At 38.5% G+C, this 16,517-nt stretch carries 17 protein-coding genes; 3 read left to right on the forward strand and 14 right to left on the reverse strand.

Features of this window, described 5'->3' with window-relative positions:
- Positions 1-37 precede the first annotated feature (37 nt).
- The 5 genes from ACH8E3_RS13920 to ACH8E3_RS13940 form a co-directional block, all read right to left on the reverse strand.
- On the reverse strand, positions 38-1,438 hold the full coding sequence (locus tag ACH8E3_RS13920; RefSeq protein ID WP_458633245.1) for an amino acid permease: 1,401 nt from the start codon (positions 1,436-1,438) through the stop codon (positions 38-40).
- Between the two features lie 145 nt (positions 1,439-1,583).
- The gene (locus tag ACH8E3_RS13925; RefSeq protein WP_458633246.1) at positions 1,584-2,882 is read right to left on the reverse strand and encodes a hemolysin family protein; all 1,299 of its coding nucleotides are present in this window, start codon (positions 2,880-2,882) and stop codon (positions 1,584-1,586) included.
- Between the two features lie 83 nt (positions 2,883-2,965).
- Positions 2,966-3,592, reverse strand: a complete 627-nt coding sequence (locus tag ACH8E3_RS13930; RefSeq protein WP_458633247.1) for a LysE family translocator — start codon at positions 3,590-3,592, stop codon at positions 2,966-2,968.
- A gap of 52 nt (positions 3,593-3,644) precedes the next feature.
- On the reverse strand, positions 3,645-4,754 hold the full coding sequence (locus ACH8E3_RS13935) for a DUF3900 domain-containing protein (RefSeq protein WP_458633248.1): 1,110 nt from the start codon (positions 4,752-4,754) through the stop codon (positions 3,645-3,647).
- Positions 4,755-4,905: 151 nt separating this feature from the next.
- Positions 4,906-5,844: a tyrosine-type recombinase/integrase gene (locus ACH8E3_RS13940; protein ID WP_458633249.1), complete on the reverse strand. Its 939-nt coding sequence runs from the start codon at positions 5,842-5,844 to the stop codon at positions 4,906-4,908.
- Between the two features lie 130 nt (positions 5,845-5,974).
- Between ACH8E3_RS13940 and ACH8E3_RS13945 the strand changes: the two genes are divergently transcribed.
- Positions 5,975-6,931, forward strand: coding sequence for an alpha/beta hydrolase (locus tag ACH8E3_RS13945; protein WP_458633250.1), 957 nt, complete (start codon positions 5,975-5,977; stop codon positions 6,929-6,931).
- Positions 6,932-7,211: 280 nt separating this feature from the next.
- Complete coding sequence (locus ACH8E3_RS13950) at positions 7,212-8,465, forward strand: MFS transporter (RefSeq protein ID WP_458633251.1); 1,254 nt, start codon at positions 7,212-7,214, stop codon at positions 8,463-8,465.
- A 79-nt stretch (positions 8,466-8,544) separates the two neighbouring features.
- Here the strand turns inward: ACH8E3_RS13950 and ACH8E3_RS13955 are convergent, their stop codons facing one another.
- The 9 genes from ACH8E3_RS13955 to rbsK all read right to left on the reverse strand — a co-directional run bounded on the left by ACH8E3_RS13955 (position 8,545) and on the right by rbsK (position 15,410).
- On the reverse strand, positions 8,545-9,234 hold the full coding sequence (locus ACH8E3_RS13955) for a DUF3221 domain-containing protein (protein ID WP_458633252.1): 690 nt from the start codon (positions 9,232-9,234) through the stop codon (positions 8,545-8,547).
- 57 nt (positions 9,235-9,291) lie between these two features.
- Positions 9,292-9,771: a hypothetical protein gene (locus ACH8E3_RS13960; protein ID WP_458633253.1), complete on the reverse strand. Its 480-nt coding sequence runs from the start codon at positions 9,769-9,771 to the stop codon at positions 9,292-9,294.
- Positions 9,771-9,923, reverse strand: coding sequence for a hypothetical protein (locus ACH8E3_RS13965; protein ID WP_458633254.1), 153 nt, complete (start codon positions 9,921-9,923; stop codon positions 9,771-9,773). The genes ACH8E3_RS13960 and ACH8E3_RS13965 overlap by 1 nt, the downstream gene beginning before the upstream one ends.
- An 11-nt stretch (positions 9,924-9,934) precedes the next feature.
- Positions 9,935-10,960 (reverse strand): Mur ligase family protein, encoded by a 1,026-nt coding sequence (locus tag ACH8E3_RS13970; RefSeq protein WP_458633255.1) that lies wholly within the window; start codon positions 10,958-10,960, stop codon positions 9,935-9,937.
- A 145-nt stretch (positions 10,961-11,105) separates the two neighbouring features.
- The gene (locus tag ACH8E3_RS13975; RefSeq protein WP_458633256.1) at positions 11,106-12,368 is read right to left on the reverse strand and encodes a hypothetical protein; all 1,263 of its coding nucleotides are present in this window, start codon (positions 12,366-12,368) and stop codon (positions 11,106-11,108) included.
- Positions 12,369-12,379: 11 nt separating this feature from the next.
- A complete protein-coding gene (locus tag ACH8E3_RS13980; protein ID WP_458633257.1) occupies positions 12,380-13,207 on the reverse strand; it encodes a hypothetical protein in 828 nt (275 codons plus the stop codon).
- On the reverse strand, positions 13,204-13,893 hold the full coding sequence (locus ACH8E3_RS13985) for an ABC transporter ATP-binding protein (protein ID WP_458633258.1): 690 nt from the start codon (positions 13,891-13,893) through the stop codon (positions 13,204-13,206). The genes ACH8E3_RS13980 and ACH8E3_RS13985 overlap by 4 nt, the downstream gene beginning before the upstream one ends.
- Positions 13,886-14,317 carry a GntR family transcriptional regulator gene (locus tag ACH8E3_RS13990; RefSeq protein ID WP_458633259.1) on the reverse strand — a complete coding sequence of 144 codons (432 nt, stop codon included), beginning with the start codon at positions 14,315-14,317 and terminating at the stop codon, positions 13,886-13,888. The genes ACH8E3_RS13985 and ACH8E3_RS13990 overlap by 8 nt, the downstream gene beginning before the upstream one ends.
- 214 nt (positions 14,318-14,531) lie before the next feature.
- Positions 14,532-15,410 (reverse strand): ribokinase, encoded by an 879-nt coding sequence (gene rbsK / locus ACH8E3_RS13995; protein WP_458633260.1) that lies wholly within the window; start codon positions 15,408-15,410, stop codon positions 14,532-14,534.
- Between the two features lie 324 nt (positions 15,411-15,734).
- On the opposite strand from rbsK, the gene ACH8E3_RS14000 reads away from it, so the two are divergent.
- Positions 15,735-16,511 (forward strand): exonuclease domain-containing protein, encoded by a 777-nt coding sequence (locus ACH8E3_RS14000; protein WP_458633261.1) that lies wholly within the window; start codon positions 15,735-15,737, stop codon positions 16,509-16,511.
- The last annotated feature ends 6 nt before the right edge of the window (positions 16,512-16,517 follow it).

Genomic DNA, 16,517 nt, shown 5'->3' on the forward strand with positions numbered 1-16,517 from the left:
TTAATGACATTAATAACTCATGTGGCTAAGTACTTAATTACTTCTGTTTATTTAATTTACTATGTTTATATCCGTAACTGAAATATATAACAACGCCTATTACCAGCCAGATCATAAATCCTTGCCATGTTTCTTTACTTAGACCGAACATTAAATAGATACAAGCACCAGCGCTTAACAATGGAATAAATGGCACCCATGGAACACGGAATCCCCTTGGTAGATCTGGGCTTGTTACTCTTAATACGATTATGCCTAATGAAACAACTGCAAATGCAAATAGTGTTCCTATACTCGTTAGACTTGCTAATTTATCAAGAGGAACTAATCCTGCTAATAAGGCGATAATAATGGCTGTTATCCATGTACTAATGATAGGTACCTGAGTTTTGGGATTAATGGAAGATAACAATTTGGGTAACATGCCATCACGCGAAATAGCAAATAATAATCTGGATTGACCATATATCAATACTAATAGAACAGTAGTCATACCCGCAATTGCACCTAATGATATTAACCCTGCTATGAAATCTTGATTAATATACCTTAGTGCGAAAGCAACAGGATCTGTTACATTTAACATTTCGAATGGGACTATACCTGTGATCACTAATGATACGATGATATACAGAACCGTACAAATGGCAAGCGATGAAATGATACCGATGGGTAAATCTCGTTGTGGATTTTTCACTTCTTCTGCAGCTGTAGATAATGCATCAAAACCAATATAAGCAAAGAATACAGCGGCTGCCCCATTAAATACACCTGTCATTCCAAAGGGCAAGAAAGGTGTCCAATTCGCTGGTTTGACATAGAAAATACCTACACCAATAAATAACAAAATTACCGCTATTTTTAGAATAACCATGATCGTGTTAAAGCGTGCCGTTTCTTTAATTCCACGGCTCAACATAAAGGATATGAGGAGTATAATTAGAACGGCTGGTAGATCAATATATGTACCCTTAGCCATATCGAATGATCCAGATACGGCAGTTGGAAGATGAATGCCGAAGCCATCCAATAGACCTTTTAGATATCCTGACCATCCACTGGCTACAGCTGCCCCTGCAACACCATACTCAAGTGCTAGATCCCATCCAAGAATCCAGGCAAACATCTCACCAAACGTTGTGTAGCTGTAGGCATATGCACTGCCCGAGACTGGGACAGATGATGCGAATTCCGAATAACACAGTGCTGCTAATACACATGCGATTGCAGCGATAACAAATGATAGGATAAGCGCTGGACCCGCATGAACCGCAGCAACAACTCCTGTAAGAACAAATATGCCTGTTCCCACGATTGCTCCCACACCCAATATGGTCAAATCCATAGCTCCAAGCGATTTACTTAACTTATTTGATTGATCCGTTGCTTCCCCTTCTTCTATGTAACTTAATGCCGATTTTTTGCGAAATAAATCCATAATCTCTCTCCTTCTATGTTCTTATGCCGATTTTTATTATTAACTTTTATAATACACATTGTCAATTACTTTAGTCATTTCATTAGTCTAATCATATGTGCAAACAAAAAGACAACCATGTTGGTTGTCTTTTTGTTCAAGTCCATTAAGATTGAACGAATAATTCAACTTTACAGTAACGATGTTTATCTTTTTCTAGCAAGGTAAATGTAACATTCTCGTGTTGCCATTGGTCGCCTTCCTCTAGTTCAGAGCGATGACCATACAACCAACCACCAATTGAATCCCATTCTTCGGTGTCAAAGCTTGTGAGTAGCAGACTATTAATGAGAACTAAAGATACTTTACCATCTGCTATAATATGATTGTCTTCAATTCTGTTGATTTCTTGTTCTTCATCGGAATCAAATTCATCCCGAATTTCACCAACAATTTGTTCTAATATATCCTCAATGGTCACCATACCTGATGTGCCACCATACTCATCGACTAGGATAGCGATATGAGTGCTCTCTCGTTGCATCCTTTTTAACAAGGCGTCTATAGAAGTTGATTCAGGTACTGACATGACAGGTTGCATTAACGTAGATATTTCAATATCAGGATTGCTATTATACGCCAAAAAGAATTGTTTGGTATTAATAATACCGATGATATTATCTTTATGTTCTTGTGCGACAGGAAAACGCGTATATTGTTCGGTTATGATCGTTGCCATGTTCTCTTGTTGTGTTTTATCCGTGAATAGACACACCATATCCGTACGAGGTACAAGAATGTCCTTAGCTAACATATTATCAAAAGCAAAAATGCGATTCACATAACCATATTCATTCTTATTAATCTTACCATTCTCGTAACTTTCATTTATAATGATCTGAAGTTCTTCTTCAGAGTGAGCTTCTTCATGTTCCGTTGCAGGCTTGACACCTAACAGTTTAACCAATTGATTAGCAGATCCATTTAATGACCAAATGAATGGGCTCATAATTTTATCGAACCAAATGATCGGATGTGCAGTTAACAATGCAATCGTCTCGGTCTTGCGTATTGCGATCGTCTTTGGAGCTAATTCACCAACCACGACATGCAAGTACGTAATTAATACGAATGCAATGATGAAGGAAAGTATATCCGTAAAACCTTGAGATAAGCTTAACTTCTGGAATAAAGGATGTAGAATACTTTCAACCGTAGGCTCTCCTAACCAACCGAGACCAAGTGACGTAATGGTAATACCCAATTGACATGCAGATAAATACCCATCTAAATTGTCGACGACCTTTTTGACAGCAAGAGAATTCTTCCTACCTTCACTTACCATCTGATCCACTCGACTTGGTCGAAGCCGTACCATTGCAAATTCTACAGCTACGAAGAAAGCAGTTAACGCAATTAATAATGCAATCAATAATAAATTTAACCCAGGCCTATCACTTTCCACTACAACATCTTCTCCTTATAAATATATGATTTCAACAGTATCAGTATATAATTATACATGATTTAAATGGAGATAACAAAATTTCATTGCACAATAGTTAACAGCTTCATTCCTAATCCTAAATAGATGAAACCAGCGATGATATTCGCGATCTCACTATACCGTGGCTTGGTAATTAATCGCTGACTAAAGGACCCCGCGAAATAAGCTATAAAAGTAAACATAATCACGGAAAGAATAATAAAGATCACACCAAGGATAATCATTTGGATAGGTACCTGCCCTGCTGCATAATTAACAAATTGCGGTAGGAAAGTTAAGAAAAATATGGCTACCTTCGGATTTAATATATTCATCGTAAATCCTTTGATTAATAGATTGCGTTTGTTTTTGTTACCATCCATGTTGATCTGAATATGTATCTTCCTGTGTTTAATAGATTTATATGTTTGATAGAATAAGTAGATGGCACCTAGCCATTTCAATAAGAGAAAAGCCGTTGCAGATGTCATAATAACAACAGAAAGCCCAAGCGCTGCCGCTAATGTATGTACGATATTGCCAAGACTGAGCCCAATAGCCGTATACACACCAGCTTTTCTTCCATTCGATATAGCTTGAGTTATGGCAAAGATAAGATCTGGACCTGGGATGAGGATTAATATAATAGATGTACTCATAAAGAGAATGATAGATGATATGGTGAACATATTTTTCCTTTCAGTGAACAATTAATTAGTATGATTAATTATATTCGAGATCCTACCTATTACCCTCATTATCCAATCCATCGGGGTCTAATTCCTTACGTGGTTGTAATAGTCTTTCGGATACGACACGAAAACTTTCAGGCTGCAACAACTCAACGGGGGAGTAGCTTTTATCAAAAGTAAAGGCATCTCCTTCAATGATAACAGCATAGCCATCATTTAACTTTGTAAGATGAATCTTATAGCCATAATCCGACAGTAATCCTTTGATTAACGTTTCATCTAATTTGAATTTGATTTCTATTTCCGGCTTAATCTCAACAATTCGGGATGCTGCTTCAATCACTTGTTCTGGTTCTAACTTTTCATGTAAACTCCGCTTATCACTTGCTGCCCACAGTTCTAATTCACGTTCTTCTTGATGCCGTTCTTCTTGACTTGCGTCAGGCCATTTCGTCTCAACATAATACGTCTGAACGAAATCCATAACATGTTCATTTACGATCTCTGGAATGGATTGCTCATAAGTTACAAATTTCAGAAAGTCTTCGAAATATCTAGCATGTGAGGATTGATGGATTTTGAGTTCCCAATCTTCTATAATCCCTTCTTCTGGCATGTACGGATATTGAATTGATTTCATATTGCGCGCATTAATGGCCATTTCAACTTGACTGACAAGACTCTTCTCGTCTGATATCCGTGCAATCTTTTGTTCAAAGTCACATTTAAATACAAATATAAAGGGATCATCCAAATGTGTTGGCAGTACTGCTTGTACGATAATAAGAGCACCACCTCGAACAGCACTTGTATCCAAATAACTGCGGATTAGATCATCGCAAGCATTTTTGAAATCTTCTGAATTATCTGTGGTACGAAGACGTAGAAATAGATTGAAGTTGGGATTGCTATCTAGATCATGACCTGGCTCAACAATAAAACGTCCAATTTTTGTAGGGGGCTGCTCACTACTAGGGTTCTTCTCTACCTTACGTTTCGCTGTCCGGGCAAATTCTCCATCAAGAAATTTGCTAATTTCGCTATCTAAGTATTGTTGGTCATCTAGTGTTTGATAGTGTTTATAATTCTTAACCGTCTGACCATCACGGCCCTCCACCTGTATAACAAAAAATGATAGGTATTGTACATTAAATCGCATGTTGGACTCCTTTAATGAAATATTGGGATATATTCTTAATAACTACATTATATAAAATTTTTAAAGTTCCTAATCTTATATAGTTTACATAATAAACATTATGTAAACTAAAAAATAGCGTAAATATATTTTGAGTACCGTGATAGCTATATTATCCAATTTTAGTTCTATCTGCTATAGGATCCGGTAAATCTAACTTCAATTTCGACATGGCTTCTTCTTTCTCTCTACTTGTAATATGAGTATACACTGTAGTTGTCTGAATAGAGGAATGACCAAGTAACTCCTGTACTGTTCTCAGATCTGCACCTTTCCTTAGGAGCATCGTTGCAAAGGAATGACGAAGCTTGTGACTTGAATACGGCATGCGATGCATAGGTAAGACATCACACTGAAACCGATCGAATGTGTCCGTTGCGGCTTGTTGAATAGCACGGATAGACAACCTTCTGCCTTTTTGTGAGATGAACATCGCTGTTTCTTTGTTTCTTTTAGGCTGAATCCGTTCTTCAATAGCCTCTTCTATCATGGGACAGATGGTTTCCGGCACAGGAATAGTCCGCCATTTACGCCCTTTACCGTATACGTTAAGCAACCGACGTTCAACATTGAAATTGGCGATGTCTAACGCATGTACCTCTCCTACGCGCAATCCCATGTATGCCATCAATAAAAATATAGCCAAATTACGTTTACGGTATTTCCCTTCCACCACATTGAAGAATTTCAACATTTCGGATTCTTCCAAGTAGACTGGTGTTTGATTCTTGTCTGTCTTTGATTTCTTAACATCCACAGCTGGATTGATATGATGTAATTCCAAATCAATTAAAGCTTTGAAGAAACAAGATATTGACGCATGTTTACGATTACGTGTCGCATCACTCACACCACGTTCACGAACAGAGGATAAATATGAGATAACATGAAACTTCTTCACGTTCTCTAAAGATTTATGTTGTAATGAATTTAAAAATTCGATTACATCACTAAGATATGACTTCTGTGTGTGAGCTGTGTACCCGGCATCTTTCATCCAGATGCCGAAGGCATCCAGCGCTTCTTCATATTCTTCGTTGTCTACATTCATGCTTCACCACCTCCGATTCACTACGATAATCCATTCTACCATAGAATACTTTCGATTCGTGCATCAATTATATGGTTAAGTATTAATGAACATGAACATGACTATGATATAACAAAGGAGTCGATTGATCATGAACAACAATAAAAATGTAATCCTAGAACCCCAAGCTCAGAAATTTGCAGATGATAATTCGAAACCCCCATTCCTTTCGGATCTTGGTCCTAAAAAGGGACGTGAAACTGTAGATGAGGTACAATCTGGTGACATTGCTAAGCCTGAAGCAGATGTACAAGATATCACCATCTCAGATGGCCCAAATGGTGATATAGCTGTTCGAATTGTACGTCCACTACATTCGTCTTCTAAGACATTACCTGTCGTCCTCTACATTCATGGGGCAGGATGGGTATTTGGTAATGATCATACACATGATCGATTAATACGAGAATTAGCAGTTGGTGCCGATGCTGCCATTGTATTTCCTAACTATAGCTTATCACCCGAATCTAAATATCCAACAGCTATTGAAGAAATATATCTAGTTCTGACATGGATAGCAGAGAATGGAACAGAACACAGTCTTGACTCAAATCAACTAACTGTCGCTGGAGATAGCGTTGGTGGCAACATGACTGCGGCAATCACATTAATGGCCAAAGAGCGTAAAGGTCCAAAGATACAGAAACAATTACTATTCTATCCAGTGACCGATGCTTCGTTCGACACAGATTCATATCATGAATTCGCTGAAGGTTATTTCCTACAACGTGATGGCATGAAATGGTTTTGGGATCAGTATACGGAATCTGCTTCAGATCGTGATGAAATAACAGCATCTCCACTACGAGCGTCGATCGAGCAACTTCGAGATCTTCCCGATGCTCTTATTATGACAGGTGAAGCAGATGTACTACGTGATGAAGGTGAAGCCTATGCCAACAAGTTACGTGAAGCAGGTGTCAATGTTACAGCTATTCGTTTCCAAGGGATCATTCACGATTTCGTCATGCTAAATGCATTAGCGGATACCCATGCGAAAAAAGCTGCGATAAAAATTGCAACAACATGGTTAAAAGAAGGATTCTAGTCTTTTGATTCTACTTATTACTTGTACAATATATCTTGAACTTAACAGACGGACATCTATGTCAAATAGGTGTCCGTTTTCCTATTTAAGGAGTCAATTTTGTTGCATTGGTGGTCGCCCAACCTTATTATAATGGTTTTAAAATGAAACAGCGTATAATTTATGTTATACGCTGTTTATTTTAGCATAATTACTGATTCATTTCATCTAATCAGTGACAAACTAAACAATATCATTGATAATGGTATAGGTGCTTTTCATTGCACATCTTTTCATAAATATGCATGATGCTCAGGAGGTTTACATTTTGACAGGATCTAAGACACAATCATCAGCTGGGTCATCTAGTGCAACAACGGTATACCCTATTCTATTCGCCATCAGTATTGTTCATTTATTAAATGATACGATGCAATCTACGGTATCTGCCCTATTCCCCATTCTGAAAGATTCCATGAATCTAAGCTTCAGTCAGATTGGACTTATCGCATTCGCCATGAATATTACGGCATCTTTACTCCAACCTTTGGTTGGATTGTATGCTGATATTCGACCACGACCATACATACTACCATTGGGTGTGTGTTTTACGTTGATTGGAATCATTACACTCTCGGTCGCACCTAACTTTGCTATCGTCATGTTCGCGGTCATTTCCATCGGTATTGGTTCAGCTGTATTCCATCCGGAATCTTCACGTGTAGCTTACTTAGCAAGTGGTGGTAAACGTGGACTATCACAATCGATATTCCAGGTTGGGGGTAACATCGGAAGTTCCCTAGGACCCATCATGACCGCACTCGTATTTGTGAAAATAGGACAATTCGGCGTAATCTGGTTCTCGTTAGCAGCACTAACGGCTATTATAATCCAGTTCAAAGTAGCACAGTGGTATGGCCAACAATCATTGCATGTTGCATCAACTAAGAAGAATAAAGGGTTAAGTACCCAGCGTAACCATAGTCTAACTCGATTACAGGTTATCGGTACAATAGCTGTATTAGTATTCCTAGTGTTCTCCAAACATGTGTATATGTCTAGTATCACATCGTATTACACCTTCTTCTTAATTGAAAATCACGGTGTCACCGTACAGCAAGCGCAATATTATTTGTTCGCATTTCTTGCGGCGGCAGCGGTGGGTACATTCTTTGGCGGTCCGTTGTCTGATCGATTCGGACGTAAGAATATTATCTGGTTATCCATTCTTGGCACGGCACCCTTCTCGTTGCTTATGCCACATGTATCATTATTTTGGGTTCCAATCGTAAGTATTCTCGCGGGCTTCATCCTATCGTCAGCATTCTCTATTATCGTTGTGTACGCACAAGAATTAGTCCCTGGTAAGATTGGGTTAGTATCGGGCTTGTTCTTTGGAGTGGCTTTCGGTTTAGGTGGGTTAGGTTCTGCCGTGATGGGTAACATTGCGGATCACACAAGCATCGAATTCGTCATGAATCTCTCTTCTTATTTACCTTTACTAGGGATTCTTGCGATTTTACTACCTAAAGACAAAAAACTGATTGCTTCTTAAATTTTTTAAAAAATAACAGCATCAAAAAAAAGAGTGGTTTACATAATTAATATTATGTAAACCACTCTTTTTATTTTTTCTATTGAAAACTTTCAAGAGGAATAGCAAGCAGATGTATGACACTGCCATCTTTGGCACTAAGTTCGAATAATTCCAACATCAGAGTACCATTGGTAGGTAGCATATGCTCAGAAATTTGAATTTCCAGTGTAAAAGCCGACCATTCTGGAGCACCCATATCCAACGTCATGAAATTCTCCAGTAGATAATTATGACCGTCTGACACGGCATAATTCATTGTTGCTTCAAACACACGACCCTCACCTGTTATGGTATATTTACCTTTGGAACCTGTAGCCTTAACGTTCCTAAAAGCATTGTTATCGTAGGATCTTTCCGCAATCACTTCAATCTTCTCGGCTAACGCTTGTGAAGGAAATGACTCCTCAACGCCCCCATCGATCCAATATTGCACTTTCTGTCCTACTTTTAAGTTTGCCGCTTGAGGTGATTTAAGCCATATTGCGTTACCTTGGTAACCCTCAAATATGTCCGTCCAAGATTTGTCGAAATCTTCTGATTGCACGTTGTCTAATACCAGTACACTGCCCTCTTTTATTTCGAAAATAAATCCTTCCTGCATTTCTGATACCGTGTTCTCATCTGGTGGAACTGGTTCTTCTGTTGGGTTGGATTTACCCGTTGAAGTACATCCGGTCAATACCAAGATGACCATGAACACCATCATGATTGATGTTAATTTCTTCATAGATGAACCCCGCCTTTCATTATATATTTCTTACATCATAGACGTGACTGAATGTGGTTATGTTTCATTATAGGTTTTCTCTTTTAAATCTTCATTGATCTCCATTGCATCTCCTAATGTATCTGCAGGTGAACTAATAATCAATGTACCATCCTCGAGGACATTACCTGTTAATTCACGCAGGAGTTCTTTGTCGCTCAACTCCATAGAGTAAGCGTGTGTTTGCTCATCATAATATATTTGACCCGAGAATGTCCGTTCCTTCCCATCGTATGAGATTAAGCCTGTACCTGAAGAAAACAATACCTTTGAAAAGTAAATATCTTCTATTGTCAATGTACCTTCAAAGAAGTCCTCTTCCTCGTTAAAAAATCCACTCATCATCACTTTGACTTCCTTATTGATGTTCAACTCCTGATTGTACATATAAGCGGGTGAAGTTATCTCTACATTCTTTCCTATAATCAACTTAGAAGAACAAGAAGAAATAAGTGTTACCATTATAATGCAAGCTATGATAGTTACCAACTTCTTCATTACGCCCCTCCGTCCATCTCTGCACTGATATCCTGATCAGAGCAATCAAAGCATAATAAAGATTTGTCTTCCAATACGATGCCATTTAGAAATCCATCCAAACAGAAGCTTGAGTTACCACATTCATTACAATAGCCGACGAACTCTTGCATGCTCTTCTTCCTCATTTCTGAACGGTAATTAGATTGATTTCATACAATCCCTCTTGTATCACATCGAGTGGGATGTGTTCAGCTAGAGCAGTTGCAATAGCGGCAAGAGCGTTATAGACATGGTATCTATCAACCATTCTGATGGTGATCATGGTCGTCCCCGCAAAAGAAATGAGCCGGAACGTTATTCCATCTGTCGTTATTCGAATGTCTTCTGCCATCACATCTGCAGGATGATGAATACCGTATGTTATGACTTGTGCTGTTGTTAAGCTATGAAATACTTCGGATGCGGGTTCATCCACATTGAGAATAGCAAACTTCTGCTTCGAAGACTCCACTCCAAATGAATTACCCATTCGAGAGAATAGAGACCCTTTAGCCTGAAGATAGTTGTCCATCGTTCCATGGTAATCCAGATGATCACCCATTAAATTCGTAAAAACAGCTGTTCGAAAATCACAACCCAAGACGCGCCCCATATGAAGTCCTTGTGAAGTGACCTCCATAACGCAGTAATCCGTATTACAATCATTCATCTTAGATAAATTGGCCTGCAATTGATGTGGGTCTTGCGTATTGATGTTACTCTTATGTATCGTATTTCCAATTTTGGTTCCAAAGTTACCCATGAGCCCCGTCCGATAGCCAGAATAGGTCAGAATCGATTCAATCATTTGACTTGTCGTTGTTTTACCATTCGTTCCGGTTACGCCGATTAACTTGAGATGTTGACTTGGATAACCATAGAAATGTGAAGCTAGCACGGCCAGCGCAAATCGTGCATCCGGTACTCGTATCGTAGGGACATTAGCGATGATGTCCTTTTCAACGATGATAGCGACTGCTCCTGCTTCGATGGCATGATTTATATAGGGATGACGATCTTCTTGTATGCCTGGAATGCCTGATATGCATACGAATACATCACCATGCTGCACTTCCCGTGAATTCATACTAATGCCCGTTATGTCAACTTCTAATTCTCCATGAACGGTGACTATTGTTAATTGTTCCACTAGACTTTTAAGTTTCAAGACATAGACCTCCAATCATACATGCTTTTAATCATTCCCAAATGTATTATATTCTCTGAAGGTTTTCAGTTTCCTTCCAAAAACACTACATTATATAAATAAAGAGCCTTTGAAGGTTAGATTCAAGGCTCTTTATTCTCTACATTTATTCAATAGCTTGTATATTACGCAATTCTATTTTCTTTATTGGCTCCATACTGTCGGATGCTTCACCATCCGACACAACTTGCCCCTTGTATACAACATCTCCATTGGATGTATTTACAATAGCAGTCATAGGAATCTGATCTTTAGAGTATAAGATATACAGTTGATCCCCTTGAATGAATCTTGATTCTATTATCGCATCCGCACCAAGTTGCGGGGGTGTCAATGTGAAATTACTTGGTTCTAACTTTTCTGTATCTATGTTGTAACGTGACCATGTTATAAGATTCGAATCTAGTATAAGTGTAGTTAGAACATTATCCTGTAAATATTCTAATTGATATGCACCTTGCTCATAGTTTTTATCTGCATGTTGTAGCGCTGGTATTTCTTTTAATTTACCTGTTCTATAGTTAAAAGAGTACATATGCTTATCAACTAATTTCTCTTGATAATTTTCATCTCTTTCAATTTGTTTCTTTTCTTGTACAGTAAATAGGGCGTAATCACTAGGGGCTGAAAGTACAGCATGCGTGATGCTGTTATAATACAATTCCATATCATCCGCAGTAGGAATTCCAAAGTCTAATATCTCATCACCTCTTAGAATACCACTCTTCATATCTACAATATTATAACGATATTGTTCAGAACTTTCGCCTCCTACATTCTGAAATTTATCCAATTCTCCAGGAATCTGCATAGTAAGGATATGAATCTCATTATCTATGACCTGCACATCAGCTACATGGCTGTAGGTATAATACGTTAGATTATCTAGGACTGTCTCGTAATGGATTGTCTTGCCCGATTCTTGATCAAGAATCTCTATACGAAGCGCAAGTTGTGGCTTGGTAACATCTTTATTACGGACAACAGCTTCCACTGAAATAATGATATTGTCATCCTTATACAACCCACCATTATAATGACGCTCCTTCCCACGCATGAAAGAACGATGATCTTGGATGATCTGACGGATATCTGATGGAAATTGATTTGACCATGAATTTGATATTTGACGGTACAAGGGCTGATCAGATGGAGAAAAGCTCCCTTTCGTTGTTATATTCAAATGTTTGGTTCGATATTTCTCCATATAAAAACCTTCAAGAAGAATTGCTGCTCCTTCTTTCTCATCACCTTGAACAGTCGTAAGTCTATACTCTGGCAATTGTTCATTTGTGCCAAATATATAATACGTACCCGTTCCAACCACAATAAATACACTCAATAGGATAGAAAACCAATAACGTTTCATTATGTTCCTCCTTACACTGTTATTTTTTTTGCGAGAAGTCTACAACCAAACCACACCGATACACATAGAACACTAATACACATCAGTACCTCGATTATAAAAATCTCATTGGGATATAAATACCCACTTCCGTTGCTGATCTCCATAATGAAAATGGGGAATAACGTAGCTATACTACAAACGGCTAAATATACAATGGCATATAATACACCAATCCGACGATAGCTTCTTTCGATCAGAATCGCAGTAAATATAGCTAGAACAGCGATCATACCTAAACCATAACTAAGTAGAAATTGATCGAAATTCTCAGGTATAAGCATGGCCAATGCTTGATTTCCACCTATAATATCTAATAAATGAGATGGTTCTCTGATATCAGAGGGGATGATCATATTAAAAATCAATTTTTCGATAGGAAGTATTGCCAGCTGGAAAGAGACAAGTCCGAATACAAACAGAAGAATAGCCGTCGCTTTCGCGTAATAAATGTGTTGTCTACTGCCAGGTAACATTAACAATCGATAAATAAAGGCATTTCTTCCGAACCAATCTCTATACCAAATGAGAAACACATAAATGACTAGCACCCCAATGCTGAGCAATATCGGAATGAAAAAAAGAATTTGTGTGCTAGAGATCATATCCACAAAAGAATAGCTACTAAACACTACTGAACTCTCATACTGCTTAATCATTTCTTCCCTTCGGGATAGTTCATTCATACTCCACCAGATCACGGCTCCAAATTGACATAATGCGGTTATTCCCATTAGTCCTGCCAAAATGTATTTAAATCGGTCTAGCTCCATATGAAGGAGTTTCAGATATTTCTTCATGGCTGATATACCTCCCTCATCACATCAATGATTGACTTTCCTTCTTCGCTTCGCATTTGTTCACAATAGAAATCTCGACATATGACTCCATCGTTCATCACTACAGCTTTATCCATCAAATGCTCTGTCTCTGCAATCTCATGTGTGGTGAGTAGAACGCCACGGTCCTCGATCAAATGACTAGTGAATACCTCAGCAATCACACTTCTGCTGAACATATCAATCCCTGAGAACGGTTCATCCATTAACACATAGTCTGTATCTTGTGAAAGACCCAAAGCTAGGTTGAACTTGGCCGCTGTTCCCTTGGATAGGTTACCAATGCGTTCTTTGGGATCCAATGTAAAGAATTTCATGAGTTCCTGAGCCCGATCTACATTCCACGTCGTATAGAAGTCTGCCATGAACTGAAGTGCTTCAGAAATCTTCATGCCTAGTGGCATCGTAAGATGATCAGGAATAAATGATACTTTCTCATACATGCTAGGGTATATCGGTTTACCATCGATCTGGATTGTACCGGATTGAAGCGGGACCAATCCCATAATTGTCTTAAGTATCGTTGATTTACCTGCCCCATTATTGCCAATCAGACAAGTGATCTCACCCTTCTCCGCCGTAAAAGTAACATCGTTTAGAACTTTCCGACCGCGATACTTTTTATGTAAGTGAGTAACTTCAATCATGACTGTCACCTCCCAACGTTGCGTGATTTACATTTGTTTTCCCTTCAACGTACTTGTGTTTGATAATATCCAATAACTCATCTACTGGAACATCAATTTTACGAACAGATGCAACAAATGCATCGACAGCGTCACTAATTAATTCAGATCGAATCATTTGTAACACTTGTTCATCACTTGTAATTCGACTTGGCGAATTTCCTTCCGTTACAATCAACTGTTGTTCCTCCATTTCCTTATATGCTTTCTGTGCCGTGTTAGGGTTAATCTTAAGCATTGCCCCCAACTCTCTCCGAGAAGGGATGATCTGCCCAGCTTCCAATCGCCCCGTTACAAGTTGTTCTTTGAAGTGTTTTACAACTTGCAGATACACCGGATCTCGGCCATTGAAAGCTACTTCCGTCCAGTCTTCATTTATTTTCATCCTGTTACCTCGCATTCCTCATCGGTGTATGTACTGCTTAGTTCATACACTCTAACTGTATTATTACCATAGTACACCAACATGTCAATAGCTTTAAGAAAATTTATTAATTCAATACACAAAAAACTGCCTTCCCCAATAATGAGAAGGCAGTTTTTACGTTATTATAAAGTTATTAAAAGTCATCATACGATAACCTAATTCACTTGATTCATTATAAATGCTCTTCCACTTCGGCTCGTGTAGGCATTCCACCTTGAGCACCAAACTTTGTCACAGATAAAGACGCAGCACGGTTAGCGAATCTCACACTATCTTCTACCGATTTACCCTCAGCTAGTGCAACTGCGAACGCTGCATTAAATGTATCTCCTGCGCCTGTGGTATCGACAGCATCCACTTTATACGTAGGAACAAGTATTTCCTTCGTACCATCATAATAACGCACACCTTCAATACCTTCCGTAATAAATAACTTATTCGGATATTTCATTAATGCTTCCTTCTTACTCATTCCAGAGAATAGAACGGTACATTCATGCTCATTGGGTGTTAAATAAGTAGCGTACTCCAGAATTTCCTGACTGATAGGTCGTGCTGGTGCAGGATTAAGTAATAATGGCACGTTGTGCTTATGACATAAGGTACTCACATACGTAACGGTCTCCTCCGGTATTTCTTGCTGGATAAGAACAATATCCGAGTTGCAAATGCTATCCAATGCCTGTTCAACAAATTCCGGTGTGACTTGATCATTTGCTCCTTTGACTACGATAATACTATTGTCACCTTCAGCCAATATGATATGGGCTGTTCCTGTCTCCACGCCTACAGCCGAGTGCATATGTGTAATATCAACTTGATTCTCAAGAAAATTATTTATAATAGCTTCCCCATAATGGTCTTCGCCAATACGTCCGATCATCATTACATTCGCACCTAAACGAGCTGCAGCAATGGCTTGGTTGGCACCCTTACCACCAGGAACTGTTTTGAAGCTCTCTCCTAGAACGGTCTCACCTGCACCTGGTCGAATCGTTGATGTAACGACCAAATCCATTGAACAACTTCCTATTACACAAATTTTAAACATCAATATCACCTCTTCTATTATTTCACTTCATGTACTTTCCCGTTCTATGAAGCAAATACGCATGGCATATTTGTGTTATTTCCCTTATCTTGTTCATTTAGTATAACAAGTAAACTAGTTATTTCAAATTTGGTGTCTGTACTCTTTCATCATAATGTGGAACCGGTTACACATGGTATACTTATAAATTATCATATATTTATATTAATTTCAACTATCCTTTTTAATATTGTACAAAGATCCTCAACTGTTACTGATTTAACCATAGACACTATGTAGTGACACTGATAAAATAGAACAAGTTACAGAACGGAGGCCTCACGAGTGGATTACATTATATTGGATATAGAATTTAACGGTCGTAAATTTGCAAGTGACCTACCTATGGAAGTTATTGAAATCGGAGCTGTGCGACTTAATTCGCAATTAGAATATATGAATGAATTCTCAGCACTTATCAAGCCAGTCTATTTCTCAAAATTAAACTCTTTTATCAAAAAGAAAACAGGCATTCCACAGGAAGATATTGATCGTGCACCTGGTTTCGTAAAGGTGATTACTGATTTCATTCAGTGGTTAGATCAGAGTGAAGCTTATTTACTCTTCACTTGGGGTGGCGAAGATTTAAAAAGAATTGTCTATGATACACGAATGCATAAGCTTGATGATACGTATTGGATGACAGCGGATTATTTCGATTTACTTAAGGGCTATACTCGCTTTAAGAATGTTACAAATGACGTTAGTGTGGAGGGTGCTCTGCTCGACCTCAATATTACTGCTACAGGAACTGCTCATAGAGCTTTAGATGATGCAATAATGACATCCGAGGTATTTCGCGCTATCTTCGACCACTTGGATTTCAGTTACACGCAACAATATGTCGATGTGTATTCCAATGCCAAAGAACGTAGAATGGTTAAGAATGCTATTCGTTCTATGACGCTTCAGAAGATCCCCTTAACCGTAGACAATCTAAATGAACGTTATCTAAAAGATAAAGTCTCTTTGGAAGACCCAAGGAAACTTGTGGAGCTGAAGCAATATTTCTTGACGGAGCTGAAGAAAGAAAGACAACCTGTACCGGCATCCACCAAGTAATGGCTG

This window comes from Paenibacillus sp. CMAA1364, assembly GCF_054373195.1.